Source organism: Pigmentiphaga sp. (assembly GCF_033795525.1).
In the GTDB taxonomy this organism is placed as follows: Bacteria; Pseudomonadota; Gammaproteobacteria; order Burkholderiales; family Burkholderiaceae_B; genus Pigmentiphaga.
Window position 1 is genome coordinate 771,893 of record NZ_JARYGM010000001.1, and the last position, 26,536, is coordinate 798,428.

At 66.0% G+C, this 26,536-nt stretch carries 25 protein-coding genes; 15 read left to right on the plus strand and 10 right to left on the minus strand.

The window, feature by feature from the left end; all coding sequences use genetic code 11:
* Position 1 precedes the first annotated feature (1 nt).
* From mdoH to QHC78_RS03680, 3 genes are all read left to right on the plus strand, one after another.
* Positions 2-2,305, plus strand: a complete 2,304-nt coding sequence (gene mdoH, locus QHC78_RS03670) for a glucans biosynthesis glucosyltransferase MdoH (RefSeq protein ID WP_319742500.1) — start codon at positions 2-4, stop codon at positions 2,303-2,305.
* A gap of 266 nt (positions 2,306-2,571) precedes the next feature.
* Positions 2,572-2,934, plus strand: coding sequence for a hypothetical protein (locus tag QHC78_RS03675; protein WP_319742501.1), 363 nt, complete (start codon positions 2,572-2,574; stop codon positions 2,932-2,934).
* A gap of 61 nt (positions 2,935-2,995) precedes the next feature.
* Entirely contained in the window at positions 2,996-3,403 is a 408-nt protein-coding gene (locus tag QHC78_RS03680; RefSeq protein ID WP_319742502.1) for a hypothetical protein, read from the plus strand.
* Positions 3,404-3,446: 43 nt separating this feature from the next.
* On the opposite strand, the gene QHC78_RS03685 is transcribed toward QHC78_RS03680, so the two are convergent.
* Complete coding sequence (locus QHC78_RS03685; RefSeq protein WP_319742503.1) at positions 3,447-4,325, minus strand: AraC family transcriptional regulator; 879 nt, start codon at positions 4,323-4,325, stop codon at positions 3,447-3,449.
* Between the two features lie 295 nt (positions 4,326-4,620).
* Here QHC78_RS03685 and QHC78_RS03690 point away from each other — a divergent pair, with 295 nt between their 5' ends.
* A complete protein-coding gene (locus QHC78_RS03690; RefSeq protein ID WP_319742504.1) occupies positions 4,621-4,863 on the plus strand; it encodes a hypothetical protein in 243 nt (80 codons plus the stop codon).
* A 61-nt stretch (positions 4,864-4,924) separates the two neighbouring features.
* On the opposite strand, the gene QHC78_RS03695 is transcribed toward QHC78_RS03690, so the two are convergent.
* Positions 4,925-6,133, minus strand: coding sequence for a multidrug effflux MFS transporter (locus QHC78_RS03695; RefSeq protein WP_319742505.1), 1,209 nt, complete (start codon positions 6,131-6,133; stop codon positions 4,925-4,927).
* Positions 6,134-6,384: 251 nt separating this feature from the next.
* On the opposite strand from QHC78_RS03695, the gene QHC78_RS03700 reads away from it, so the two are divergent.
* The 4 genes from QHC78_RS03700 (at position 6,385) to pcaG (ending at position 11,298) form a co-directional block, all read left to right on the plus strand.
* A complete protein-coding gene (locus tag QHC78_RS03700) occupies positions 6,385-8,757 on the plus strand; it encodes a membrane-bound PQQ-dependent dehydrogenase, glucose/quinate/shikimate family (protein ID WP_319742506.1) in 2,373 nt (790 codons plus the stop codon).
* Positions 8,758-8,848: 91 nt separating this feature from the next.
* Positions 8,849-9,796, plus strand: a complete 948-nt coding sequence (locus QHC78_RS03705) for a LysR substrate-binding domain-containing protein (protein ID WP_319742507.1) — start codon at positions 8,849-8,851, stop codon at positions 9,794-9,796.
* A 114-nt stretch (positions 9,797-9,910) separates the two neighbouring features.
* Positions 9,911-10,642, plus strand: coding sequence for a protocatechuate 3,4-dioxygenase subunit beta (gene pcaH / locus QHC78_RS03710; protein WP_319742508.1), 732 nt, complete (start codon positions 9,911-9,913; stop codon positions 10,640-10,642).
* A 14-nt stretch (positions 10,643-10,656) separates the two neighbouring features.
* Positions 10,657-11,298 carry a protocatechuate 3,4-dioxygenase subunit alpha gene (pcaG, locus tag QHC78_RS03715; RefSeq protein ID WP_319742509.1) on the plus strand — a complete coding sequence of 214 codons (642 nt, stop codon included), beginning with the start codon at positions 10,657-10,659 and terminating at the stop codon, positions 11,296-11,298.
* Positions 11,299-11,337: 39 nt separating this feature from the next.
* Here the strand turns inward: pcaG and QHC78_RS03720 are convergent, their stop codons facing one another.
* Positions 11,338-12,519 carry an aromatic ring-hydroxylating dioxygenase subunit alpha gene (locus QHC78_RS03720; RefSeq protein ID WP_319742510.1) on the minus strand — a complete coding sequence of 394 codons (1,182 nt, stop codon included), beginning with the start codon at positions 12,517-12,519 and terminating at the stop codon, positions 11,338-11,340.
* Between the two features lie 88 nt (positions 12,520-12,607).
* Positions 12,608-13,624 (minus strand): Bug family tripartite tricarboxylate transporter substrate binding protein, encoded by a 1,017-nt coding sequence (locus tag QHC78_RS03725; RefSeq protein ID WP_319742511.1) that lies wholly within the window; start codon positions 13,622-13,624, stop codon positions 12,608-12,610.
* A gap of 187 nt (positions 13,625-13,811) precedes the next feature.
* On the opposite strand from QHC78_RS03725, the gene QHC78_RS03730 reads away from it, so the two are divergent.
* On the plus strand, positions 13,812-14,411 hold the full coding sequence (locus QHC78_RS03730) for a MarR family winged helix-turn-helix transcriptional regulator (protein ID WP_319742512.1): 600 nt from the start codon (positions 13,812-13,814) through the stop codon (positions 14,409-14,411).
* A gap of 28 nt (positions 14,412-14,439) precedes the next feature.
* On the opposite strand, the gene QHC78_RS03735 is transcribed toward QHC78_RS03730, so the two are convergent.
* Positions 14,440-15,156: an alpha/beta fold hydrolase gene (locus tag QHC78_RS03735; RefSeq protein ID WP_319742513.1), complete on the minus strand. Its 717-nt coding sequence runs from the start codon at positions 15,154-15,156 to the stop codon at positions 14,440-14,442.
* A 3-nt stretch (positions 15,157-15,159) separates the two neighbouring features.
* Positions 15,160-16,146 (minus strand): Bug family tripartite tricarboxylate transporter substrate binding protein, encoded by a 987-nt coding sequence (locus tag QHC78_RS03740; protein ID WP_319742514.1) that lies wholly within the window; start codon positions 16,144-16,146, stop codon positions 15,160-15,162.
* A 226-nt stretch (positions 16,147-16,372) separates the two neighbouring features.
* Between QHC78_RS03740 and QHC78_RS03745 the strand changes: the two genes are divergently transcribed.
* The 3 genes from QHC78_RS03745 to groL all read left to right on the plus strand — a co-directional run bounded on the left by QHC78_RS03745 (position 16,373) and on the right by groL (position 19,777).
* Positions 16,373-17,542: a D-alanyl-D-alanine carboxypeptidase family protein gene (locus QHC78_RS03745; protein ID WP_319742515.1), complete on the plus strand. Its 1,170-nt coding sequence runs from the start codon at positions 16,373-16,375 to the stop codon at positions 17,540-17,542.
* 236 nt (positions 17,543-17,778) lie between these two features.
* Positions 17,779-18,066 (plus strand): co-chaperone GroES, encoded by a 288-nt coding sequence (locus tag QHC78_RS03750; protein ID WP_319742516.1) that lies wholly within the window; start codon positions 17,779-17,781, stop codon positions 18,064-18,066.
* Positions 18,067-18,130: 64 nt separating this feature from the next.
* Positions 18,131-19,777, plus strand: a complete 1,647-nt coding sequence (gene groL, locus QHC78_RS03755; RefSeq protein WP_319742517.1) for a chaperonin GroEL — start codon at positions 18,131-18,133, stop codon at positions 19,775-19,777.
* 80 nt (positions 19,778-19,857) lie between these two features.
* Here the strand turns inward: groL and QHC78_RS03760 are convergent, their stop codons facing one another.
* Positions 19,858-20,829, minus strand: coding sequence for a tripartite tricarboxylate transporter substrate binding protein (locus tag QHC78_RS03760; protein ID WP_319742518.1), 972 nt, complete (start codon positions 20,827-20,829; stop codon positions 19,858-19,860).
* A 208-nt stretch (positions 20,830-21,037) separates the two neighbouring features.
* Here QHC78_RS03760 and QHC78_RS03765 point away from each other — a divergent pair, with 208 nt between their 5' ends.
* Both QHC78_RS03765 and pyrF read left to right on the plus strand, forming a co-directional pair.
* Complete coding sequence (locus QHC78_RS03765; RefSeq protein WP_319742519.1) at positions 21,038-21,430, plus strand: diacylglycerol kinase; 393 nt, start codon at positions 21,038-21,040, stop codon at positions 21,428-21,430.
* Positions 21,431-21,531: 101 nt separating this feature from the next.
* The gene (gene pyrF / locus QHC78_RS03770; protein WP_319742520.1) at positions 21,532-22,359 is read left to right on the plus strand and encodes an orotidine-5'-phosphate decarboxylase; all 828 of its coding nucleotides are present in this window, start codon (positions 21,532-21,534) and stop codon (positions 22,357-22,359) included.
* A gap of 18 nt (positions 22,360-22,377) precedes the next feature.
* Here the strand turns inward: pyrF and QHC78_RS03775 are convergent, their stop codons facing one another.
* Together QHC78_RS03775 and QHC78_RS03780 are read right to left on the minus strand one after the other, a co-directional pair.
* Complete coding sequence (locus QHC78_RS03775) at positions 22,378-23,364, minus strand: Bug family tripartite tricarboxylate transporter substrate binding protein (RefSeq protein ID WP_319742521.1); 987 nt, start codon at positions 23,362-23,364, stop codon at positions 22,378-22,380.
* 9 nt (positions 23,365-23,373) lie between these two features.
* Positions 23,374-24,096 carry an RraA family protein gene (locus tag QHC78_RS03780; protein WP_319742522.1) on the minus strand — a complete coding sequence of 241 codons (723 nt, stop codon included), beginning with the start codon at positions 24,094-24,096 and terminating at the stop codon, positions 23,374-23,376.
* A 123-nt stretch (positions 24,097-24,219) separates the two neighbouring features.
* Between QHC78_RS03780 and gcvA the strand changes: the two genes are divergently transcribed.
* Positions 24,220-25,137, plus strand: a complete 918-nt coding sequence (gcvA, locus tag QHC78_RS03785) for a transcriptional regulator GcvA (RefSeq protein ID WP_319742523.1) — start codon at positions 24,220-24,222, stop codon at positions 25,135-25,137.
* Positions 25,138-25,149: 12 nt separating this feature from the next.
* On the opposite strand, the gene QHC78_RS03790 is transcribed toward gcvA, so the two are convergent.
* Positions 25,150-26,535: an ATP-binding protein gene (locus QHC78_RS03790; RefSeq protein WP_319742524.1), complete on the minus strand. Its 1,386-nt coding sequence runs from the start codon at positions 26,533-26,535 to the stop codon at positions 25,150-25,152.
* Position 26,536 lies beyond the last annotated feature (1 nt).

Consider the following 26,536-nt stretch of genomic DNA (forward strand, 5'->3'; position numbering starts at 1 on the left):
CATGGCCGGGACTGTGAACGACGATTCGGTGCAACAGGGCGAGGCGGCCGCCGTAGAGCGGACGCTGGTCGAGGCCTACGGCCCCGAGCTCGATGAATACGGCGTCATCCGCCGCGACGAGGCCGGCCGGGTGTGCGTCCAGACCGCGCCGGCCATCCAGCGCTCGTCCATGGTGCCCGAGCCCTGGGTCACCAATCCGTTCGTGCGCGGCTGGCGGCGGATGCGCGGCCAGATGCACAAGACGCGCGCCGAGCGCTTGTCCCGGCCGCCCGAGCCACGCTGGAAAGCCGCCGGCCGGCTGCGCCGGATGATCCTATTGGTAGCCGTGCTGGTGCAGACCTCGGTCGCCACGTGGTACATGAAAGCGGTGCTGCCCTACCAGGGCGGGCAGATCCTCGAAATCGCGATCCTGCTTTTGTTCGCGCTGCTTTTCTGCTGGGTCTCGGCGGGGTTCTGGACCGCGCTGATGGGATTCCTGCAGCTGCTGATGGGCCGGGACCGCTACAGCATCTCGGCCACCGTGGCCGAGGGCGTGCCCATCTCGCCCAAGAGCCGCACGGCCGTCGTCATGCCTATCTGCAACGAGGACGTGGGGCGGGTGTTCGCCGGCTTGCGCGCCACCTACGAGTCGGTGGAACGGGCGGGCGTGCTCGACAAGTTCGACTTCTTCATCCTCAGCGACAGCTACAAGCCCGACACCTGCATCCAGGAACAACAGGCCTGGGTGGAGTTGTGCAAGACGGTCAAGGGCTTCGGCCGCATCTTCTATCGGCGCAGACGGCGCCGCGTCAAGCGCAAGAGCGGCAACATCGACGATTTCTGCAGGCGCTGGGGGGGTCAGTACGACTACATGGTGGTGCTCGACGCCGATAGCGTGATGAGCGGCGAATGCCTGAAGCGCCTGGTGGTGCTGATGGACGCCAACCCCGAAGCCGGCATCATCCAGACCGCTCCGCGGGCCTCCGGCATGGACAGCCTCTATGCGAGGGTGCAGCAGTTCGCCACCCGCGTCTACGGACCGCTGTTCACCGCGGGGCTCCATTTCTGGCAACTGGGCGAATCCCATTACTGGGGCCACAACGCCATCATCCGGCTCGAGCCGTTCATCCAGCATTGCGCGCTGGCTCCCCTGCCGGGCAAGGGCAGCTTCGCCGGCGCGATTCTGTCCCACGACTTCGTCGAAGCGGCATTGATGCGGCGTGCCGGATGGGGCGTGTGGATCGTCTACGACCTGCCGGGCAGCTACGAAGAGCTGCCTCCCAACCTGCTGGACGAACTGCAGCGCGACCAGCGCTGGTGCCAGGGCAACCTGATGAACTTCCGGCTGTTCGCCATCAACGGCCTGCATCCGGTGCACCGTGCAGTATTCCTGACCGGGGTCATGTCCTATCTGTCGGCGCCGCTGTGGTTCCTGTTCCTCGCCCTGTCCACCGCCCTGCTCGCGGTGCACACGCTGACGGAACCGCAGTATTTCGTGACGCCCCACCAGTTGTTCCCGATCTGGCCGCAATGGCATCCGGAAGAGGCCATTGCCTTGTTCTCGACTACCGTGGTGCTGCTGTTCCTGCCCAAGGTGTTGAGCGTGCTGCTGGTCTGGGTCAAGGGATCCAAGGGCTACGCGGGGGCCGGCAAGCTGTTGTCGTCCATGCTGCTGGAAGTGCTGTTCTCCATGCTGCTGGCGCCCATACGGATGCTGTTCCATACCCGGTTCGTGGTGGCGGCCTTCCTGGGGTGGAAAGTTCAGTGGAAGTCGCCGGCGCGGGCCAATAACGAAACGCCCTGGAGCGAGGCCTTCAAGCGTCACGGGTTGCAGACCCTGCTGGGCATATGCTGGGGACTGCTGGTCGCCTGGCTGAACCCGAACTTCCTGTGGTGGATGATTCCTATCCTTGCCTCGCTGTTGCTGGCGATCCCGCTGTCGGTGCTCTCCAGCCGGGTAAGCCTGGGCCGCGGCGCCTTCGAGGATGGCTTGTTCTGCATCCCGGAAGAAACCTCGCCGCCGCGCGAGCTCAGCGACACCGAGCGCTACAACGATCAAAACCAGGCGCGCCCGGCGCGCGGCTTCATGGACGCGCTGATCGATCCGGTGATCAACGTCCTCGCGCGTGCCGTGGCAACGGGACGCCACCGCGCAGGCCATCCGCTGATCGAGGCCGCACGCGCCGACATGGTCAGGCAAACGCTCGAAACCGGGCCGGAAAACCTGGATGACACCAGGCGGATGCGGCTGCTGGACGATCCCGACGTCCTCGCGCGCGTACACCGGGCGCTTGTCGAACCGGCTCAGCAAGCCCGGGCGGCCTGATCAGGCCGCAGGAGCCGGGGCCGCCTGGGCGGCCCCGGCTCTACCGATGGCTATCAAAAACTCACCGTGTTGTTGCGATCCGTTCGGAAAATGCCGCGGTCGCTATCGTTTCCCGGCAGCCCGTGCTGAAATGGCGCCGAGGGATCGAATGCCATTGCCACGCGGCGGCGCTTTCAACCGGAGGAAATGTGAGCGGACCACGGACCGGAACACCCCGGCGCAGCCTGCCAAAGGCCGCCGCTACCTGGCTTTTGCCAGGACTCTTGTTGATGGCCTGGGAGGCGCGGGCCGAACCGCCGTGCACCGGCGTGGCCGCCGATCTGAGCGCCGCCCAAAAAGCCGACTACGCGACATTGGTGGCCGAGGTCGTCGGCCATGGCGTGAAGCCTTCCGAGATCGTGCTGTATCGCTACCTGCGCAGTGGCGACTGGAGCGCAGTCCACGCCGGAACACCGCGCACCGATCCCGGCGTTCTCTTCTTTCAAGAAGTCGACGGCCACAAGCGCTTCAAAGAGGCATGGGGCGGATGGGCCTCGCCGTCGGACCAGCCGGCCCTCGCCAAATGGGCGAGACGCCTCGGCGCGCCGACCGACCTGGCCCGCTGTTTCGCTTATGTCGTGACGCACTGATGCGAACGGCACTCATCATGAACGACACGGAGGAATGATGCGACGGTTGCTAGGAGCCTGCATGGCAGTTTGGCTGGCGGCAAGCCTTCCTGCGCTCGCCCACGCGCAAAGCGCTGCCGACATGGACGCGAGACTGGACACGCTTTTCGGCGAACACGTGCCCTATCGGAACTTCTTCGAAAAACTGCAGAAGGCCGTGGCCACCGACGACAAGGCGGCCGTGGCCGCGATGGTGCAATATCCCTTCCGGGCGCGGCTAGGCGGCAAGGCGCACACCATCCGCGACGCCGGGCACTTCGTCGCCGACTACGACCAGATCATGACACCGGAGGTCAAACGCGCAATCGCGGCGCAAACCTACCCCGAGCTCTTCGCCAACTGGCAGGGCATCTCGATCGGTTCGGGCGAAATCTGGTTCTCCGGCATCGGCACCGGCAAGGACATCAGGATCATCGCCATCAACCACTGACCGCGCGGACGCTATGGCACCCCGGGCATCACTCCCCGGGCGCCTACAGGTCCTTCCCGTTTTTCCCCAGCGCATCGCGCCGCAATTGCGTCGGGGTCGCGCCCCGCAGCCGGCGCATCACGGCCGTCATGTGGCTATGGCTCGAAAAACCCGCGGACCTGGCGATCTCTCCCAGCGGCAAGGTGGTGGTCGTCACCAGCCGTTCGGCCAGCGCAGTGCGGACCGTCAGTATGTACTGGTGGGGCGGCTGGCCGCAGGTCTGCCGGAATGCCCGCAGGAAATGGCTGGGCGACAGGCGAGCGACGCTGGCCAGTTGTTCGATCGTAATGTCGTCGGCGATATAGCTGTGGATGTAGTCGTTCACCCGTCGCCAGGTAAATGGCGCCAACCCGCCCTTGGGCCTGGAGCCGCCCCGCTTCGCCAGCGTCGAGTAGTGGCGAAGCAGATGGACTGAGAACAGGGTCAGCAGGGCGTCCACGCACAGGCGGTTCGCGCTTTCGCCGCGCTCCAGCTCTTCCTTGAGCATCTGTGCGAGGGGAAATGCCCGCGCATCGAGCGTTCCCAGCCGGGGCGGGTGCAACTCGAAATCGGTACGGCCGAATTCCAAGCCCGCCAGGGTCGAGAAACGCTGCGGATCCAACGCGACCAGCACGTTTTCTTTTTGGACGGACCACCGGGCGGAAAAATCAGAGCCGGTCGGGATGATCTCCAATGCACCCGATGGCGCCAGGCCCGTCATGCGGCTATCGCTATTCAGAGAGATCTGGCGACCGGGCTGCGGCGTGAGCAGCATCAGGGCCAAATGGACCGGGGGACGAAGGAAAATTTCGTTAGGTCCGGTCCGCGTACGAGTCGCCGCCCCGCCGGGCAGTTCTAGCTTGGGTCCCCATTGATCGGGAATGTCGTCGAGTAACACGGACATCGGAACGCTCCCTCCGCTTCATCGTTCCCCGTGAAATGCAGTGCGAACTGCCCCGCCCCCGCAAGAACAGCAGCACGCTCGCCCTGCAGGCTTCGCACATACCGCAATGTCTCTCCAACGATGAGCTGCCTGCCCTATCAGGAAGCCATCGTTTGTCAGATTCCTATCGTCTTATTTGTCGATCCGGGAATCTATGTGTGAGTGATTGCTACCATTATCGTCCGGGAAATACGGGATGTAAATACCGCTGAGAAATCATGCATTTTCTCAGAACCACACACGGAGATTGAAAACAATGAAAGCTGCTCGCGTTCGGCACCTGGCCACTACGCTCCTCATGGCAACGATGCTTGGAGGATGCGGCGCAATCGACTTCGACAAGATGGAGCGGGAGGAGTACCAGCATGCCTGCGACAATCTGGGGATCGCACGGGGCACGCCGACCTACGACCAGTGCATGCTCCAGCAGCAGGCCATACGGGATTCGGATACCCAGAAGATGCTGGATCGCGAAGCCATGCAAAAACACCGCCACTGATCGGTGTACCGCGGGCAACCAGGCGGGGCCGCAGCGCGCATGGCGCGCTAGCCCACCGCCATCACGGCTTGGCGCTGGCCGCCGCCACCGGCGGCGGCGCCTTGAAGCGCGCGCCCGCCTCCCATAGCGCGATGCCGATCGCCAGGCCGGCGACATGGGTCAGCGCCAGCCCCGGCGCCGTGCCGAACACCAGCGGCGCCACCAGGCCGGAAATGAATGCGAACAACAGCATTTGCATGAATCCCTGCATGGATGCGGCAAGGCCCCGCATCTCGGGAAACACGCTCAAGGTCATGACCATCATGCTGGGCGAGGACAACGACAGGCCGAAGGTGTACACCATGAAGGGAAGCACGGCATACGGCACGGCGGGGGTGAAGATACTGACGTAGGCCAGGCTGCTGGCAACGCCCAGGCCCATGACGGCGAAACCGGCCCGGATCATCCGGTCGGGCGGAATGCGATGCGCCAGGCGGCTGGCGGTGGCCGACCCGGCCATCAGTCCCGCCACCATCGGAATGAACAGCCAGCCAAACGCGGTTTCGGGCTGGTGCAGGATGTTCATGACGTAGGCCGATGCGGAGCCGACGTACAGCGGCAGCCCCGAGAAGACCATGGCGATGCCGCCCGCCATCAACAGAAAGCGCGGGCTGCGAAGCGACCGCAGGTAGTTGGCGCTGATGCTGCGCAGATTGAACGGGGTCCGCTGCTCCAGCGGCAGCGTCTCGCGCAACACGCTGCGGCTGACCGCCCACATGCCGGCGCCGAACAAGGCCAGGAACCAGAATACCGCGCGCCAGCCGAACGCTGCCTGCAGCCATCCACCCAATACCGGCGCCAGCGCGGGCGCGAGGCCGAACACCATCGTAATCATCGCCATCATCCGCTGGGCGTCGCCGCCGCGGAACTGGTCCTGCACCATGGCGCGGGCGATGACCAAGCCGGCTCCGCCGCAGAGTCCTTGCAACACGCGGACCGCGACGAGCATTTCGATGCTGGTCGCCAGCGCCGCCAGCACGGACGTCACCGTGAACAGCAGCAGCGATACCAGCATCACCGGCCGCCGGCCGAATGAATCCGACAGCGTCCCGTAGAACAGCATCATGATGCTCATGCCCGCCATATAGAAGCTCAGGGTCTGCTGGACCGCAAGCTGCGAAGCGCCCAGCGATGCGCCGATGGCATGGAACGACGGCAGGTAGGCGTCTATGCCTAGCGGCCCGACCATGGTCAGCAATGCCAGCACGATGGTCAGGGCAGATCGGGACATGAAAGCAACCTAGGGGAAGGAGGGCGCACATTCTACCCGTAATGCGTCACCGATTAAGGGAAAACCCTTGTCGGCGGCATGGCCAGCCTGCGCGGTCACACACGGTTACGGGGCCAAAGGTTATGTTTGCATGACATAAGAACAAGACGCCAGCAGCGGGCCACGCCGCGGCGCCCGCCCTGCCAGGCGGCTATGCAGGAACCGTGCAACGGGCTTTGCACTCGCGGAAGGCCACCCTCTTGGAGATGTCCATGACCGATCCCGCCTCCCTTCCCCCGCGCCGGGGCCGCAGCCTCCCGCTGTCGATCTTCGGCATCGTGCTGGCCCTGGTCGGCCTGCCCCTCGTCATCGGAGGCGCACGGCTGATATCGCTGGGGGGCTCGTGGTATTACCTCATCGCCGGCCTGGGGCTGGTGCTTTCCGGCCTGATGTATGCCGGCAGGCGGCGCGCAGGTGCATGGCTGTATGCCTTGGTGTTCATCGGCACGCTGCTATGGGCATTCTGGGAAGTGGGCCTGGATTTCTGGCAACTGGTGCCGCGCCTGGTCGGAGTCATCGTGCTGGCGCTGGCGGCAGCCCTGCTCCACCCCCTCCTGAGAAGGCCGGATCGCGCCGGCGGCAACACGCCGGCCTTCACGGTAGCGGGGCTGATGGTGCTGGCGCTGGCCGGCTTTGGCGTGCTCATGTTCCAGCCGCACTTTACCGTGCGCGCCACGGGCGATATGCCCAGCGCCGTGCCGGCGGCGGCCTCGGGCAGAGACTGGCAATACTACGGCGGCGATGCCGCCGGCACCCGCTACGCGCCGTTCACGCAGATTGATAAAAGCAACGTGGGGACCTTGCAGGTAGCGTGGACCTTCCGCACGGGCGAACCGGCGATCAACGGCGCGGAAGACCAGAACACGCCCATCCAGGTCGGCGACACGGTATATCTGTGCACCCCGCACAACCAGGTCTTTGCCTTGGATGCCGAAACGGGCGAACAGCGCTGGAAATTCGACCCCAAGGCCAGCTCGCCTGTCTGGCAGCGCTGCCGGGGCGTCGGTTACTACGACGCCGGCGCGTCCATGCAGAACGCCCCGGCCGGCGCGGCCTGCCGGCAACGCATCGTCCTGAGCACCATCGACGCCCGCCTGATCCAGCTCGATGCCAGGACGGGCCGGCCGTGCGCCGAATTCGGCAACGGCGGAACGGTCGACCTGAAAGCCGGGATGGGCGAAGTCAAGCCGGGCTACTACTTCCAGACGTCGGCGCCCACGGTAGCGCGCGACCTGATCATCATCGGCGGGTGGGTCTACGACAACCGCGCGGTGGACGAGCCCTCGGGCGCGGTGCGCGCATTCAGCGCCCGCACCGGCGAGCTGGTCTGGGCCTGGGATCTGGGCAATCCGGCCATCGTCAAGGAGCCGCCGGCGGGCGGCTCCTATACCCGCGGCACGCCCAACGTCTGGTCCACCCCCGCCTACGACGACCAGCTTGGCTTGCTATACCTGCCCACCGGCAACGCGCCGCCCGACTTCTGGGGCGCCCATCGCAGCAAGGCGGCCGAGGAATATTCGTCCTCGATCGTCGCCCTGGACATCGAAACCGGCCGCGAGCGCTGGAAATTCCAGACGACCCACCACGACCTCTGGGACTATGACGTAGGCACGCCCCCCACGCTGTACGACGTCCCGGACGGCAAGGGCGGCACCGTCCCCGCGCTGATCCAGGGCACCAAGCGCGGACAGATCTTCCTGCTCGATCGCCGCGACGGCACGCCGCTGGCCGAGGTCAAGGAAGTACCGGTACCGCAGGGCGCCCAGGAAGGCGACTGGACGTCGCCCACGCAGCCGTATTCGGTCGGCATGCCGGGCATCGGCACCAAGCCCTTCACCGAGGCCAGCATGTGGGGGGCCACGTTCTTCGACCAGCTCTGGTGCCGCATCGAATTCCGGAAAATGCGCTATGAAGGCGACTTCACGCCTATCCGCAGCGACCGGCGCACGCTGATCTTTCCGGGATACTACGGCGGCATGAACTGGGGCGGCCTTTCGGTCGTGCCGACGGTGGACTACCTCGTCATCAACGACATCCGCATGCCGCAATGGGGCCGCCTCATCCCCCGCCAGGAGACCCCCGACCCGGCCCAGGCCGCCTCGGTCCATGAAGGCTACGCGCCGCAAGAAGGCACGCCCTACGGCATCTCGAAAAACGGCTTCATGTCGCCACTGGGCGTCCCTTGCCATGCGCCCCCGTACGGGACCATGACGGCGATCGACCTGAAGACACGGCAGATCGCCTGGCAGGCGCCGATAAGCACGCTGGAAGACACCGGCCCGCTGGGGATCAAGACCGGGCTGCGGATCCCGATCGGCATGCCGACGCTGGGTGGCCCGCTCACGACTGCCTCCGGGCTGGTCTTCTACGCCGGCACCCAGGACTACTACCTGCGCGCGCTCGACCTCTATACCGGCAAGGAACTGTGGAAAGGCCGGCTCCCCGTGGGCGCGCAGGCCACCCCCATGACCTATGTTTCCCCGGAAAGCGGACGACAGTTCGTCGTTATCTCGGCAGGAGGCGCGCGGCAATCGCCCGACCGCGGCGACTATGTCGTCGCGTACGCGCTGCCAAAGGGGCGTTAGCTCCCCGGCATGATTACGAAGCCGGGCCGGCAGGCATCCTGGCGGCCCGGGCGGGAAGGCCGTACCATCACGGCTTTACCGGTACCCCCGCATGACCTCGCCGCAGCTCAACCGCATCCGCCTGCAACACATCCGCTGCCTGCTCGCCACCGCGCAACACGGCAACATGCGCGCCGCGGCGGAATTCCTGTCCATCACCCAGCCGGCGGTCAGCAAGATCATCAAGGAACTGGAGGAAATCGTCGGCAAGCCGCTGGTGGTCCGCCAGCGCCACGGCGTCGTGTTGACGCCTGCGGGCATGGCTTTCGTCCAGCATGCCCGGCAAGGCGTCATGGCGCTGGAGATGGCGCTGGGCGAAGCGCGCGATCCCGAAGGAGACGCCGTCAAGATAGGCCTGCTGCCGTCCCTGGCGGTGGACCTGCCCCAAGAGATCCTGCAAAGCTGGCGTGCCCGCGGGCGGCACGGGCCGGTCCGCCTCGAGACCGGCCTGAATCCCGAATTGCTGGCGCGCCTGCGCCAGGGCGAACTCGACGTGGTGGTAGGACGCCTGGCCGAACCCGACCACATGCTGGAACTGCGCTTCGAGCCGCTATGGAGCGAACCCTTGGTGGTCGCCATGCATCCACGGCACCCGCTGGCACGCACCGAATGGCCGGCCTGGCAAAGCCCCGGCCATCCAGTGATCCTGCCGCTGCCGGGCACCAGCATCTACCAGGCCGCCGACAGCTTCCTGGGTCAGTTGCGCTCCGGCGCGAGCCATGACCGGCTGGAAACCCTGGCCGTCCCGTTGGCGCGCAACCTCGCGCTGCACAGCGATGCGCTATGGTTCGCCTCCCTCAGCACCGTGAAGGAAGACGTCGAGAACGGCATACTGGTGGCGCGGCGCGTGCCGGGCGCGGCCACCGAGGCCATCGGCCTGTTCACCCAGGCGCAGGCGGGAGCCAGCCGCCCACTGGCCGGCGACATGGCCGACGCCGTGCGCAGTGTCGCGGTGCGCTGGCGCGCCGCCTGCGAGCATCTGGGCTGGGATCCCGCCTGAACCGCCAAGGTATTCCTGAACGTTATACCAAACCGGCAGATTCTTCACTTGCCCCAGTGGGCCGCGGTGACTACAGTTGCCGCTGCAAACATTTCCACACAACGGTACAGAGACATGAGCAATCCCCTTCTGCCTCCCTCGACGACCGGCGTCTTCGTGCAACGCGATCCCGAGGCGCATCCGCCCGCGTACACCCCGGGCTACAAGACGAGCGTGCTGCGTTCGCCCCGCAAGGCGCTGATCTCCAACGTCGGCACCCTGTCCGAGATCACCTCCCCGGTCTTCCGGCCCGAGGAACTCGGTCCCAAGGACAACGACCTCATCACCAACTTCGCCAAGGACGGCCTGCCCGTCGGCGAGCGCGTCATCATCCACGGCTTCCTGCGCGACCAGTTCGGCCGGCCGGTCAAGAACGCCCTGATCGAAGTCTGGCAGGCCAACGCCAGCGGCCGCTACCGCCACAAGAACGATACCTACATCGGCAGCCTCGACCCCAACTTCGGCGGCTGTGGCCGGATGCTCACCGACGAGAACGGCTACTACATGTTCCGCACGATCAAGCCGGGCCCCTATCCCTGGCGCAACAGCATCAACGATTGGCGGCCCTCGCACATCCACTTCTCCATCCTGGCCGACGGCTGGGCGCAACGCCTGATCACGCAGCAATACTTCGAGGGCGACCCGCTCATCCCGCACTGCCCCATCCTCAAGACCATCAAGAACGAAGACCAGATCCGCGGGCTGATCGCCATGCAGGACATCGGCAACTTCATCGCGCTCGATAGCCGCTGCTATCGCTTCGACATCACGGTGCGCGGGCGCACCGCCACCTGGTTTGAGAACTGATCGAGGGCAGGACCATGAGCACCCAAATCACCTTCCTTCCTGAAACCGCCTCGCAAACCGGCGGCCCCTACGTGCATATCGGGCTCGCCCCCAAGCAGGCCGGCTTCGACATCTTCGAGAACAACTTCGACAACAACCTGGTCCAGCCCGAGACCAAGGGCGAGCGCATCCGGCTCGAGGGCCAGGTGTTCGACGGCAGCGGCACCGTGCTGCGCGACGTGCTGATCGAAATCTGGCAGGCCAACGCCGCGGGCAAGTACGCCCATCCGGCCGATACCCAGGACAAACCCATCGACCCGGCCTTCCGCGGCTGGGGCCGCACCGGCGCCGATTTCGATACCGGCTTCTACAGCTTCGAGACGATCAAGCCCGGCGCCGTGCCCGGCGCCAAGCCCGGCACGATGCAAGCGCCCCACATCTGCCTGATCCTGTTCGCGCGCGGCATCAACATCGGCCTGCACACCCGCGTCTACTTCGAAGACGAGAAAGAAGCCAACGCCAAGGATCCCATCATCAACGGGATCGAATGGGAAGTGCGCCGCGACACCCTGATCGCCAAGCGCGAAGAGCGTGACGGCAAGGTCGTCTACCGCTTCGACATCCGTATCCAGGACACGCCCGACGGCGGCAAGGAAACGGTGTTCTTCGACGTCTGACCGAGGTCCGGAGCCGGCAGGACGCCGGCTCCGCCTGGTCTATTCGAGGTAATTCCCTGCGGCAAAAACGATAGGCGGTTGATCCCGATCAAAGCTCACGCCGATCGGGTCGCCACCCTCCGCCACGATATCCAGCTGCTGCTTGAACAGGCGCCGCAGCAGCACCAGGCCACGATCCGAGGTCGCCAGGTGCTCTTCCGAATGCCGGGCGATCGGGCCCTGGCTGACCTGCGCCTCGTAGTCGCCCGGCATGCGCTGGTGCTCTTCCTCGGTCAGTTCCTCCCATAGCTTGCCGTTCATGCGCGAGCGCGAACGCGCGATGTCGCCGGCGCGGCGCACCCGGCCCGCCGTGTAGATCCGGAAACTGGTGTCGTCGATGGGCAGTACCCAGCCCAGCGACTCCACGGTGCCGTAGTGGGCCAGCCTCGGGCTCGGAATCACCCGCAGCGTCGGCAGCGCCGCCTCGCCCACGCGGCGCAGCGTCTTGCCGTCTTCCAGCCGGCGCACCGCAGTGGCGCTGACCCCCGCCGGCGTATAGTCGAACGTCACTTCGGGCATCACGCCCATCTGCGGCACGAATTGCGTCCCGCTGAAACTCGAATGCAGGATCACGACGTGGAAGGGGTCCACCACGTTCTCGAAGTGCTGCAGCCAATTGCACGGGATGATCTGCGGACCGCCACCGCCTATGCTCTGGTCGTTGGCCTCGATGAATTCGCCTTCGGCCAGCGCCTCGAGCGCGGCGTAGCGGGGCAGGACCGGCTTTTTCCCGGGCGGGCCCATGTAGGCGAAGATCAAGCCGTAGCGCTCTTCGACCGGATACCACGGTTGCCGCACGCGGTCGCGCGATGCGCCGCCATTCGGCTCGCAAGGCTGGTCGATGCAATGCCCTTGCACGTCGAACAGCCAGCCGTGGTAGCAGCAACGTATGCCGTCCCGCTCCACCCTGCCGTAGTACAGCGACGTGCCGCGGTGCGCGCAATGCGGATACACCAGCCCGGGCCTGCCCTTGCCGTCGCGGAAAAGTATCAGGTCTTCGCCCAGCGCCCGCACCTTGCGCGGTACCTCGGTAGCGTCGCTCGACAGGCCGATCGGGTGCCAATACCGGCGCAGCAGCTCGCCCATGGGCGTGCCTCGTGTCACTTCGGTCAGGGCGGCATGGTAGCTGGGCGGTTTGCGCTCGTAAGCAGTACCTGTGTCCGGCAGCGTTGCACTCATCATGTTTCGTTTCCTTCGAAGCGGCCTGGCGTTCCAGGCTCTTCTTGCCAAATGCCGAGCCCCGCGCGATGCGTACGGGATCGGCCGTCCCTCAGTTGCCCGGTTTCATGCCCGCGGTATCCACGAGCTGCTTGAAACGGGCATAGTCGATGCGGGCATTGGCCGCGAATTCCTCTGGCGTGTTGGCAACCGGCCTGAAGCCGATATCGACGATGCGCGCGGCTACCTCGGGCGAGCGGGTTGCGGCTTGCAGACTGGACACGAGCTTGTCCCGCACGGCCTGGGGTATGCCCGCCGGCGCATAGGCGCCGATCCACCCCTCCAGCTCGAAGCCCTGGAACCCCTGCTCCAGGAACGTGGGGACGTCGGACAGTATTTCCGTACGCTGCCGCCCCGGGACGCCGAGCACTTTCATCCGGCCGGCCCGGGACATGGTCCGGGCCGTCCCCGGATTCGCCCAGGCCAGATCCAGGCGCCCCGCCTCCATATCCTGGTGCGCGGTGGACTCGGTCTTGTAGGGCACGTGTATCAGGCCGGGTACCGCCTGTTGCTTGAACAGCTCGCCGAACAGGTGTGCGATGGTGCCGTTGCCCCAGGTGCCATAGGTCAGGCTCGGACGCTTGGCAGCGTAGTCCACCAGTTCGCGCAAGCTGGAAAACTGCGCGGCTTTGGGCGCCACCAACACCGGCCCGGACCCGATCGCCAGCTGCGAAAGCGGCTGGAAGTCCTTGACCGGATCGTAGGGCAGCTTCTCGTGCAAGATGGCGTTGTTGATGTGGGTGGTCTGCAAGGTGATGAGCAGGGTATAGCCATCGGCCGGCGCCTTGGCCACCGCATCTGCGGCCAGTATGCCGCTCGCGCCCGGCCGGGGGTCGACCACTACCGGTTGGCCCCATATCTGCCGCAGGCGCTCGGCATAGGCGCGCGCCAGCACGTCGATCGGGCTGCCGCCCGGGCCGTACGGCACGATGCGTACCACCCGTGACGGGAACGCGTCTTCCGCCCCCCGGGCCGGAGCCCAGGCAGCCCCCAGCAGTGCCACGGCAACCACTGCCCCGTACCGGGCGGCGACTGCCAAGCTCCGCCTTGCCTTGCCGATGCTGGCCATGTCTGTCTCCTCCGGGCCATGGCGCTTGGCGCTCTATGCACGAGTCGGCCCGATGTATATGTAATAACAACGAAAACGGAAAATATCGCTATGTCATTGCAATGTCAACGATGTTTGCTCATCGATTCCGTATCGACCGGGCGCCAGACCTCCCCCTATCATTGGGCTTTTCCGCCAGCCCCGCGCCATGCCCGCACCCAAGAAGAAGCCGCCTTCCTTCAAGACGCTTCCGGCTTTCCAGCTGGAAATGCTTGCCGCCCTGGTTGCCAGCCGCAATGAACTGCGGCACCAGCGGCGCTTTGGTCTGCGCAGCGTCGAATGCCACATCCTCGGTATCGTCGGCGCGCAAGCGCCCATCTCGCTGCGCAAGTTGTGTTCCGAGCTTGGACTGGACAAGAGCAATGGCAGCCGGCTGGTCGTCAAGCTCGAAGAACGGGGCTTGCTGGAGCGTTACCCCGACCCGGTCGACAAGCGTTCGTTCTACTTGTTGCTGACCGGCACAGGGACGGAGATGCACGCGCGCATCCACGCCGACGCCGTGGAGCGCAACGCCGAATGGCTCGAGGGCCTGGCGGCATCCAAGCGGGGCGTTTTCCTGGAATGCATTGCACAGTTGACGGCGCACTCGCGGGCAATGCTGGTCCGGGAGGCGGCGGCGTCGGGGCAGCCGGCAGTTGTCCATGAAAGCCATGGCAAGACCGACCCTGCCCAGGAGCTGGTGCTGGTCGAGCGGGCCCGGCTGGAACAATTGCACGCGCAGCTGGGCGCGCTGCTGAAGCGGGGATGAAGGAAGGATGCGGCGGGCCGGCTTTTGCTCAGTCCAGCTCCAGGAGCATCCGGGCCAGCGCATCGGGCGCCGTCACCATGGCGTCGTGGGCCGTGGCCAGTTCGAGGTACTGCCAATCGGTTCGCGCGCGGGCCTGCGCCGCGCTGTCGGCTATCGGCCCATAGGCCGGCGCGGTACAGCGTATGTAGGTCACAGGCAGGCCGTTGCCCAACGGGTTCGACAACTGGAGCGGCGTGGTATAGGCGCCCAGCGGGTGCGGCGTAAGCCGGCGCGCCAGCCAGGCCGCCGCGTGGGGATCCGCCACCCCGAAGGCCTGCGCCGGCGGCGGAGGAATGGCGCCGCCCTGGCCGGCGGCACGCACATCGGCCAGACGCGCCTCCCGTACGTCAGCGGGCAGTGCGTCCCACGCCGCCTTGCCGGGCTCGGGCAGGCCCGCATCGAGCAAGACCAGCCGGCGCAGGCACGCGCGCAGCCGGTCCGCCACCCCGCACGCCACGCGTCCCCCGAAGCTGTGGCCGACCAGGTAGACGTCGCGAAGCTCTTCGGACTGCAGCACATTGGCGATATCCTGCACGAAGGTGTCCAGCGTGATCCCCTCGTGCAACAAGTGCCGCCGTTCGCCCAGGCCGGTCAAGGTCGGCGTGAAGACTGCATGGCCGGCTTCCCGGAGCCGTCCGGCCACGTGGCGCCAACACCATCCGCCATGCCAGGCACCGTGCACCAATACATAATTGCGTCGTGCCATGACCTATTCCAACCGGATGCCGAGCCGCTTGATCGTCGGCGCGAGCGCATCCGACAGCGCCTGCATCTCGGCCGCCATCTGCGCCGAAGACATCACGGTTGCCTCCATGCCGGCACCGGCCAGGCGCTCCTTGACGTCGGGCGACCCGATCACCTTCGCCAGCGCGCCATCGATCCGATCCACCACGGCCCGGGGCGTCTTGGCCGGGGCAAACAGCAGGAAATGCACGCCTCCATACAAGCCCTTCAGGCCGAGCTCACCGGTCGAGGGCAGGTCGGGGAACAAAGGTGAACGTTTATCCTGCATGACCGCCAGGGCCCGCAGCTGGCCATTCTTGATGAAGCCCGCCACCGTTGCCGCCAGGAAACTGGCGAAGTCCACGCGCCCCGCGAGCAGGTCCGCCATCCCGGCGCCGCCCGCCCCTTTGTAGGGTACGTAGACGAACCTGGCGCCGGTGCGCGACATCACTTCTTCGATCGCCAGGTGCTGCTGCAGGCCGTAGCCCGCAATGCTGTAGTTCAGGGTATCAGGCTTGGCCTTCCCGGCCGAGACCAGGTCCCCAAAACTGTTGAACGGGCTCTTGGCCGGTACGACGGTGAGCGTGGGCGTGATACCCACGCTGCCGACCGGCGCCAGATCCTTGAAGGGGTCGTAGCCAAGCTTGGGAAAGCTGTGGACGAAGGTCGCGATGACCGTGCCGTTCATCAGCAGCGTGCATCCATCCGGCCGGGCGCGCGCCACCTCTTCCGTGCCGATGTTGCCGCTGGCTCCCGGCTTGTTCTCCACCACCATGCTCTTGCCCAAGGCCGGCCCGAGGCGCTCGGCCACCACCCGGGCCGCCAGGTCCGCCGAAGCGCCGGGAGAATAAGGAACGATGATTCTCAGCACCTGGCATTGCTGCGGAAACTCCTGCGCCAGGGCCGGTCCGGCGGCGAGCGCGCCCAGCAGCAGGCAGGCGCCCGCTGCGGCACGAGAAGGAAAGGGATTCATGCTGTCTCCTGTTGTTTGTTATAGGTGGGCGCCGTCAAGGGCAGCCGCGCGCCATTATTGCGCCGGTGGCTCCGCAAAGACAGGCACGATCCCGAATTTCTGTTATTGATCTTGTTGATACGGTCGCCATCCGCCGGCCCGCGACTTGCGCAAGGACGCGATCGCGTGGCCTACTGCCGGTGGCGCCGGACATCGGCCCCCCCTGTCAACGACCGTCGAACAACAGATGCCGATAACAAAAATCGCAGCAGGAGCGATTGGCCTCGCCTTGTGCCTGCATGCCGCCTACGCCCAGACGCCTTCCCCGGCCCCCGTGCTCTCCGCCCGCGCGTGGCTGCTGCTCGATGCCGCCAGCGGCGACGTCCTCGGATCACGTGAACCCGATACCCGTATCGAACCGGCCTCGCTTACCAAGCTGATGACCGCCTACGTGGTGTTCGAGGCGCTGCAGGACCGGACCATCACGCTCGATCGCAAGGTCACCGTGTCTAAACGGGCCTGGCAAGTCGCCCCGGGCAGCTCCAAGATGTTCCTGGAACCCGGCACGCAGGTCAGCATCGAGGAATTGCTTTACGGCTTGCTGGTGCAATCGGGCAACGATGCCGCCATTGCCCTGGCCGAGGCGGTGGCCGGCTCGGTAGAAGCGTTCGTGGCGCGCATGAACGAGCAGGCGGGCGAGCTGGGCCTGGTTTCCACCCATTTTTCCAACCCCCACGGCCTGCCCGATCCTGGCACCTACTCCACCGCGCGCGACCTGTCCGTCCTGGCCGTGCGCCTGGTGCGCGACTTCCCCGGGCTGGCCGGCAAGTACGACGCCACCAAGCAATACACCTACAACCGCATTACCCAACCGAACCGCAACCGCCTGCTATGGCTGGACCCCAGCGTCGACGGCATGAAGACCGGGCACACGACATCCGCGGGCTACAGCCTCATCGCCACGGCCCGGCGGCCCGACCACCATGGCCCGCGCCGGTTGATTTCGGTCGTGGTGGGCACCGCTTCCGACCGCGCCCGCACCGAGGAAAGCCGGACCCTGCTCGAATGGGGATTCCGTAATTTCGAGACAGTCAGGGTCTATAAGGGTAACGAGGCGGTCGCCATCGAGCCGGTCTGGAAAGGGGCGCGCAGTACGGTGCCGGTAGGTTTTACACGGGATATCTACGTGAGCGTACCGGCAGGGGCCCGTGTGGAGCGGGTCCTTCGGCCAGCTACTCCGCTGGTTGCACCACTGGCTGTCAACGCGCCGGCGGGGGAGGTCCAGGTACGCGTGAACGGGCAGGCCGTGCGCCGGATGCCCCTGGTTACCCTCCAGCCGGTAAGCCCGGCCTCATGGGCCGGCCGCACCTGGGATGGACTGCGGCTTTGGCTGCGGGCAGTGGCCGGCATGCATTGAGGGCGGTCTCCTGCCCGTTTGGCCCGGGTCGGCCCCCGCGCCCATGACCCCGCTTGAAAGCCCCCTGTCCCGCCCCTATAATTAGCACTCGCTTGCCGAGAGTGCTAACAACGCCTCCGCGGCGTTGCGGTTCCGGCAAGAGGCTGTGTACATCCGCCGAGCGTGATCAAGCCGAACTCCGGCTTTCGGCCTCTTTTCCTACAACTAGACCTCAACTTCGAACATCAGGAGTTTGTATGGCCCTCCGTCCCTTGCACGATCGCGTGATCGTCAAACGCCTGGACAACGAGCGTAAAACCGCTTCAGGCATCGTTATCCCCGAAAGCGCTGCCGAGAAGCCTGACCAAGGCGAAGTGCTGGCCGTTGGCCCGGGCAAGAAGACTGAAGACGGCAAAGTGCTGCCGGTCGACCTCAAAGTCGGCGACAAGGTCCTGTTCGGCAAATACGCCGGCCAGGCCGTCAAGGTCGATGGCGAAGAACTGCTCGTCATCCGTGAAGAAGAGATCCTGGCGGTGATCCAGTAAGGCGCCCCTGGCCCCTGCTGTATAGATCTCCCCTCTTCTGCAACCCACATATCAAGGAATTTACATGGCTGCCAAACAAGTACAGTTCGGTGATGACGCCCGCGCCCGCGTCGTACGCGGTGTCAACGTCCTCGCCAACGCCGTCAAGGTTACCCTCGGCCCCAAGGGCCGCAATGTGGTGCTCGAGCGTTCCTTCGGCGCCCCCACCGTCACCAAGGACGGCGTCTCGGTCGCCAAGGAAATCGAACTGAAGGACAAGTTCGAGAACCTGGGCGCCCAGCTCGTCAAGGAAGTCGCTTCCAAGACCAGCGACAACGCCGGTGACGGCACCACCACCGCCACCGTGCTGGCCCAGGCCATCGTGCACGAAGGCCAGAAGTACGTGACCGCCGGCCTGAACCCGATGGACCTGAAGCGCGGCATCGACAAGGCCGTGGCCGCCGCCGTCGAAGAACTGAAGAAGCTGAGCAAGCCCTGCAGCTCCAGCAAGGAAATCGCCCAGGTCGGCTCGATCTCGGCCAACAGCGACAACTCCATCGGCCAGATCATCGCCGATGCGATGGAAAAAGTCGGCAAGGAAGGCGTCATCACCGTCGAAGACGGCAAGTCGCTGGAAAACGAACTGGACGTCGTCGAAGGCATGCAGTTCGACCGCGGCTACCTGTCGCCCTACTTCATCAACAACCCCGACAAGCAAGTCGCCGCGCTGGACGACCCGTACATCCTGATCCACGACAAGAAGATCAGCAACATCCGCGAACTGCTGCCGGTGCTCGAACAAGTCGCCAAGGCCAGCCGCCCGCTGCTGATCATCGCTGAAGACGTGGACGGCGAAGCGCTGGCCACCCTGGTGGTCAACAACATCCGCGGCATCCTGAAGACCACCGCCGTCAAGGCTCCCGGCTTCGGCGACCGCCGCAAAGCCATGCTGGAAGACATCGCCATCCTCACGGGCGGCACCGTCATCTCCGAAGAAACCGGCCTCTCGCTCGAAAAAGCCACGCTGCAAGAGCTGGGCCAGGCCAAGCGCGTCGAAGTGGCCAAGGAAAACACCACCATCATCGACGGCGCCGGCGACTCCAAGGCGATCGAAGCCCGCGTCAAGCAGATCCGCGTCCAGATCGAGGAAGCCACCTCGGACTACGACCGTGAGAAGCTGCAGGAACGCGTGGCCAAGCTGGCCGGCGGCGTGGCGGTGATCAAGGTCGGTGCCGCCACCGAAGTCGAAATGAAGGAGAAGAAGGCTCGCGTCGAGGACGCCCTGCACGCCACCCGCGCCGCGGTGGAAGAAGGCATCGTCCCCGGCGGTGGCGTGGCCCTGCTGCGCGCCAAGCAAGCCATCAAGGACCTGAAGGGCGACAACCCCGACCAGGACGCCGGCATCAAGATCGTGCTGCGCGCCATTGAAGAGCCGCTGCGCACCATCGTCGGCAACGCCGGCGACGAGCCCAGCGTGATCGTCAACAACGTGCTGGGCGGCAAGGGCAACTACGGCTACAACGCCGCCACCGGCGAATACGGCGACATGGTCGAATCCGGCGTGCTGGATCCCACCAAGGTCACCCGCACCGCGCTGCAGAACGCCGCTTCCGTCGCGTCCCTGCTGCTGACCACCGAAGCCACCGTGGTCGAGCTGGTCGAAGACAAGCCCGCTGCACCCGCCCCCGGCGGCATGGGCGGCATGGGTGGTATGGGCGGCATGGACTTCTAAGCAAGTCCCGCCCCTGCCTTTTCCGGCTTCGGCCGGGGAGAACCGCGCGGCATTCGCCGCGCGGTTTTTTTATGCTGCGGCTACTCGACCTTGGCGCCGGACGCCTTGACCACGGTCGCCCAGGTATCGACTTCCGACTTGATGAAGGCGCCGAACTCCGCCGGCGTGGTCTTGGCCGTGACCGCCCCGAGGTCCTTGAAACGCTGCTGCACATCGGGTTTGGCCAGCGCCTTCTGGACCGAGGCGTTGAGCTTGTCGACGACATCCTGCGGCGTGCCGGCCGGCGCGATGAGCCCGAACCAGGAGGACACGTCGAACTTGTCGAAACCCGCTTCCTTCATGGTCGGGATGTCCGGGGCAGTGGCGGAACGCTCGGCCGTGGTTACGGCCAGGGCGCGCAGCTTGCCCGCCTGTACGTGGGGCCATGCCGACGGCATGTTGTCGAACATCATCTGTACCTGGTTGCCGATCAGGTCCGTCATGGCCGGCGCGCTGCCCTTGTAGGGAACGTGCATGGCCTCCACGCCGGCCCGCAATTTGAACAGTTCGCCCGCCATGTGGATGGAGGTGCCGCTGCCGGACGACGCGTAGGCGACCTTGCCGGGGTTGGCTTTGATATAGCTCACCAGCTCTTGCACGTTCTTGGCCGGCACCGAGGGGTTGACCACCAGGATATTGGGCACCTTGACCACCAGGGCGACCGGCGCGAAATCCTTGACGATGTCGAAGCTCAGGTTCTTGTACAGGGTCTGGTTGATGGTGCTGGTGACCGCGACCATGTAGAGCGTGTAGCCATCGGGCTTGGCCCGGGCCACCAGTTCGGCGCCGATGTTGCTGCCCGCGCCCGGCTTGTTCTCGACCACGAAACTCTGCCCGAGGTCGTCGCCCAGCTCCTTGGCGATGATTCGCGCGGCGACATCGGTAGTGCCTCCGGCCGAAAAACCGACCACGATACGTACGGGCCGCTCGGGATACGCCGCCGCGGCGGCCGGGCCGGCCAAGCCCAGGGCGGCCAGCACGGCCGCGCAGGCCGGTAGGGGGGAATGCCTCATGAATGCGTCTCCTTGTCGTTCGATGCCTGGGTACCGTCCGGGCGGCTGGCATACAGGCCATTCCAGCCCGGGTTGTGGGCAATCTATGTCAACATTGCCCTCTTGCGCAGGCTATTGTTGCAAACCCCAAGCATGCGCCGCTCGCCCGATTCAAGGTATCCTCCGGGCGATCTTTCCGTCCCGGCGATCTTTCCGATATTCCTCTTCGATGACCGATCACCCACACTCCCCATACAAGAGTACCGGCGGCCTGCGGCGGGTTCTTCGCGCCTGCCGCTATTCGCTGCAGGGCCTGGGCGCCGCGCTCAAGTACGAAGCCGCATTCCGCCAGGAGCTCGCGCTGGTCGTCGTGCTGGTCCCGGCGGCGATCTGGCTGGGGCGCGATACCACCGAGATCCTCCTGCTGCTGTTCAGCATGCTGCTGGTGCTGGTCACGGAACTGCTCAATTCGGCGGTCGAGGCCCTGGCGGACGCGCTATCGGTGGAAACGCACCCGCTGCTGGGCCGCGCCAAGGACCTGGGCAGCGCAGCCGTGATGCTGTCCCTGCTGTTTTCGGGGGGACTCTGGGCCCATGTGGTGATCGGCCGCCTGACGGCTTGAGCCCGGACCGCCAAGGTCCGCGAGGGCGGCGGCCGGGCAGGTTCGCGCTACCGGCCGGTTGCTCCTACAATGGCGGGTCGATTCCGCTTCCGCCTTCCACGATGTCTTTCATCCGCAAGCTGACGCAGGCCTGGGCCGCGTCCGACTCCCTCCTGACCGTCGGCCTGGATCCGGATCCCGCCCGTTTTCCGGCAGAACTGCGCGGCCGGGCCGACCGGATCTTCGATTTCTGCCGTGCCATCGCCGACATCACGGCGCCTTACGCATGCGCCTTCAAGCCCCAGATCGCCTATTTCGCCGCGCGGGGCGCGGAGGACCAGCTCGAGGAGCTGTGCCGGCACATCAAGACGCACCACCCGGACATTCCGCTGGTGCTCGATGCCAAGCGGGGCGACATCGGATCGACCGCGGAGCAATACGCCATCGAGGCCTTCGAGCGCTACGGCGCCGACGCCGTCACGGTCAGCCCCTACATGGGGTCGGACTCGATCGAACCGTATTTCGCCTGGCCGGACCGCGGCGTGATCGTACTGTGCCGCACGTCCAATCCAGGCGGATCGGACCTGCAATTCCTGGAAACCGATGGTGAACCGCTCTACCTGCGCGTAGCCGGCCTGGTCGCGGACCAATGGAACCGCCATGGGCAATGCGGCCTGGTGGTGGGTGCCACGTTCCCCGCGGAGCTGGCAGCGGTGCGGGCCCGGATCGGCGCCGACATGCCGCTGCTGGTTCCCGGCATCGGCGCGCAGGGCGGCGACGTCCAGGCCACCGTCCAGGCCGGCTGCAATGCCGCCGGGACAGGCATGATGATCAACTCTTCGCGCGCCATCCTCTACGCCAGCGGCGGCGACGACTGGCGCGAGGCTGCCGCCCGCGTGGCGCGGGCAACCCGGGACGACATCAACCGCTTCCGTCCCGGCCGCAGCTAGCGGCCAGGACGGCCGCCGTCATTTCTCCACCCGGATGCCCGCGGTCTTGACGACCTTGGCCCAGCGCTCGCTTTCCGCCAGGATCAGCCGGCCGAATGCTTCCGGCGTGGGGCTGGGCACCACCTCGGCCCCCTCGTCCGCGATCAGCTTCTGCACTTCCGGATCGGCCAGCAAGGCGACGATTTCCTTGTGCAGCCGCGCCACGATGGGAGCCGGCGTGCCGCCGCGGGCCACGATGCCGAACCAGGTGCCGGTCTCGAATTCCATGCCGGCCTCCCGGAAGGTCGGAACCTCCGGCAGGTTGGGTGAGCGCCTGCCGGCCGCCACCGCCAGCGCCCGCAGCTTGCCGTTCTTGATGTGGGTCATGACCGGCACCAGGCTGGGGAAAAGCAGCCTGGTCTCGCCCGATAGCGTAGCCAGCACCGCCGGGCCGCCGCCCTTGTAGGGCACGTGGTAAAGCTTGACGCCGCTGCTCTGCTGGAATAATTCGGCGACCAGGTGCGGCGCCGTTCCCACCCCGTAGGACGCATAGTTGACCTGGCCCAGCCGTTCGCGCGCGTAGCCGATGAGCTGCTGCAGCGACGACACGGGCATGCCGGGATTCACCACCAGTACCGCCGGCGCATTGGCCAATTGCGACACCGGCGCGAAGTCCTTCTTCAAATCGTAGGAAATGGTGCTGTACAGGCTGCCGTTCGAGCTGATGGCCGTGGTCGCCATGAGCAACGTATAACCGTCGGGGGCGGACCGGGCCACGGCTTCGGCACCGATGATGCCGCTGGCTCCCGGCCGGTTGTCCACGATAACGGGCTGCCCCAGGCGCTCGCCCAGCTTCTTGCCCACGACTCGAGCGATCATGTCGGTACCGCCGCCGGGAGCGAAAGGCACGATCAGCCGCACGGGCTGGGTGGGATAATCCTGCGCGGCGAACGCGCATGGCGCCCAGGACAATGCAGCCGCGCAAGCCGATGCCGCCGCGGCCGGCAAAACTACGGATCTTTGCATGGGCGTGCCTCAGGTGGCAGAAGGCAGGTCGCGGATCGGCACGCCGCGGTCGATGGCCTCGCAGCGCGCGTCTTCGGCGGCGGCCCGCTTGCGCGACAGCTCCAGCACCTCGCGGGCCCGTTCCCGCGGGATGAAGCACACACCCGTGTCGTCGGCCACCACGACGTCGCCGGGGTTCACGCGTATCCCCTCGATCTGCACCGGGCCGTTGATCTCTATCGTTTCAATGCGCCACTTGCCGGTGATCGGCGACACCTCGGTCGCCCACACCGGAAAGCCGACCCGGCGCGAGTGCGCCAGGTCGCGCACGCCGCCCGATACGATGGCCCCGATCTCGCCCTGGCGCTTGGCCACCTGGGCGGAGATGCCGCCCATGTTGGAAAGCCCGGGCACCCCTTCGATGACCAGCACGTCGCCCGTCTCGGCAATGTTGTGCGCCTCGATTTCGGCCATGCCGTTCCGGTAGGCCTTGGCATTGTCGGTCGGGTGTCCCGACATCACGGTATTGCGCAGGGTCAGCGCCGGACCGACGATGGTAGCGCCGGCGATGGTGGGCTTGAGTAGCGAACCCGGCAGCGTCCCGATAATGCCGAGGTTGTCCATGACGTCCGACACGATGCCGGTGGCGTCGCCCAGTGCCTTGAAGCCCTCGATGAGATCCTGCGGCGGCCGTTCGATGTCGAGGCTCTTTACCCGTTCCGGCGCGAGCTTACCCAGCAGTGTCTTGGTCATGCGTTGTCTCCTGTGGAATCGAGCGGCACTGCAGTCGTGCCGCCATGTGTGAAAAATTCTCATCGCATTCCCCCGCTGCATCAATCGATTTATAGTCAATATCATTGACTTTTATTCAATTGAATGAGCGCTCGCCTTCCCCCTCTCAACCCGCTGCGTACCTTCGAGGCCGCGGCGCGCCACCTGAGCTTTACCCGGGCTGCGCGCGAGCTCCATGTAACGCCGGGCGCGGTCAGCCGCCAGGTGATGGTGCTGGAAGAATTCCTGGGCGCCCGGCTGTTCGAACGCGTCAACCGCGAAGTCCGGCTCACTGCCGTGGGTCAGCGCTATCTGGACGACTTGCGCGAGGTGTTCGACCGCATCGCCGGCGCCACCCATCGCGCCATGCAGGGCACCCGCGACAAGCCGCTGCATATCTGGTGCCCGATGACCTTCGCCATGCGCTGGCTGGTGCCGCGCCTGCCGGCCTTCCATGCCGCGCACCCGGGGCGCGACGCCGTTTTCACGACCTCGCTCAAGCCCGTGGATTTCACCGTGCACGACGCCGACGTAGCCATCCGCATGGGCCAGGGCGATTGGCCGGGCGTGATCTCGCGCTTCCTGGTAGGCATCGAACTGGTGCCGGTATGCCGCCCGCGGCTGCTGCAATCCGGACCGCCGCTCAAGCAGCCTCGCGACCTCGCCCATCACACACTGCAGCAATCCGTAGCGCGGCCGGACTACTGGCGCATATGGCTGGAGGCGGCCGGCGCCAGCGACATCGATCCCGACCGCGGGCTCACCTTCGAAAGCGTGAGCCTGGCCTACCAGGCGGCGCTGGAAGGGCTGGGCGTGGCGATGGGACAGCATGCGCTGGTAGCGGACGATCTGGCCGCCGGACGGCTGGTGGCGCCCCTCGGACCGCGTGTCCCGATCGACAACGCCTTCTACCTGATTTACCCGGAACGGCTGGAGCACGATGCCCATCTGTGCACGTTCCGCGACTGGATACTGGCTGCGGCGCAGTCCGACGAGGCGCGCCGCGCGTCCCAGGCCGGCTGAGGCAGGCCCGGCCTACGCGGCGGCCGATACGGCAGGCGTGGTTGCCGGAAACCGGACGCTGACGCGCAATCCCCGGCCATGCAGCCCGGTGCCGACCTCGACGGCCGCCGCGTGCAGTTCGGCAATCTGCGCCACCAGCGAAAGGCCAATGCCGCTGCCGCGCTCGGCGGTACCCGCCACGCGGTAGAAGCGGTCGAATATGCGCCTGTGTTCTTCCTCAGGCACTCCTGGACCGTCGTCGGCCACCGTGAGCACCACGTGGCTGGCCCCGGCGCCGGCATCGCGCCGGCACGAGATGGCAATGTGCGCATTGCGGCCGCTATAACGCACGGCGTTGTCGATCAGGTTGCGCACGAGGATGCCCAACGGATCGACCTGGCCACGCACCACGCACGCCTCCGTCTCGAGTCTGATGCGCTGGCCCCTGTCGGCGGCGCTGGTCTCGAAATCACGCGCGACCACCGAGACCACCGTGTGCAACGCGACCTCGGCATTGTCGCCGTCGCGGCCGTTGGCATCCAGCCTGGCCATGTCCAGCAGTTGCTCCGAGAGCCTGGCGCTGCGCTGTGTGGTCGCAAGCAGCTTGTCGAGTTCCGTGCGCAGCTGCTGCGGGTCCTCGCACCGCAACGCATTTTCGGTCTGCACGGTCATGACGGCGAGCGGCGTGCGCAACTCATGTGCGGCATCGACCAGGAAACGCCTCTCATTCTGCATGGCTTCGTCGAGCCGACCGAGGAGTCGGTTGAAAGACTCCACCAGCGGCCTGAGCTCGGCCGGCAAATCGCCGGTGGGCAGGGAGTGCAGGTCGGTCGGCCGCCGCCCCATGATCTGGCGCGAGATGCGGGTAACAGGACCGATAGACCAATGGACGACCCAGCCGACGACGCAGGCCAGCGCCAGCGCCAGCACCCCGACGAACAACAGGCCCCGCGTCAGTCGCTCGTGCAATTCCTCCCGCAGCATGGATTGCGGCTTGCCGACCTGGACCTGTATACGGCTTTCCGCGTCCGTCACGGCATAGACGCGCCATGGCTCGCCATCCACCAGCGTGGTGGAAAACCCGTCCTGCATGTCCGGTACGAGCGGAGCCTGGGGCGCCCCAGGAGAATGCAGAACGCTGAAGCCGTTCGCCAGGCTCCACGCCTGGAAAATCACACGCACCTCGCGGCTGTCCAGACGCTGCTCGTTCGGCAGCGCAAGACTGCGCTCGGCCACCGTGTTCTCCAGTCCGCTGGGCAAGGACAACAGCGTCAGGTAGGCGATCTCGCGCAGCACCGAGTCCCATTCGCCGGTACGTTCGCGCGTGACCTCGGCACGGTACCAGAGGAACAGGCCGGCGCAAGTGGCCAGCATGGTCGCCAGGATACCCACCATCAGCCGTGCACGCAGCGACTTCAAC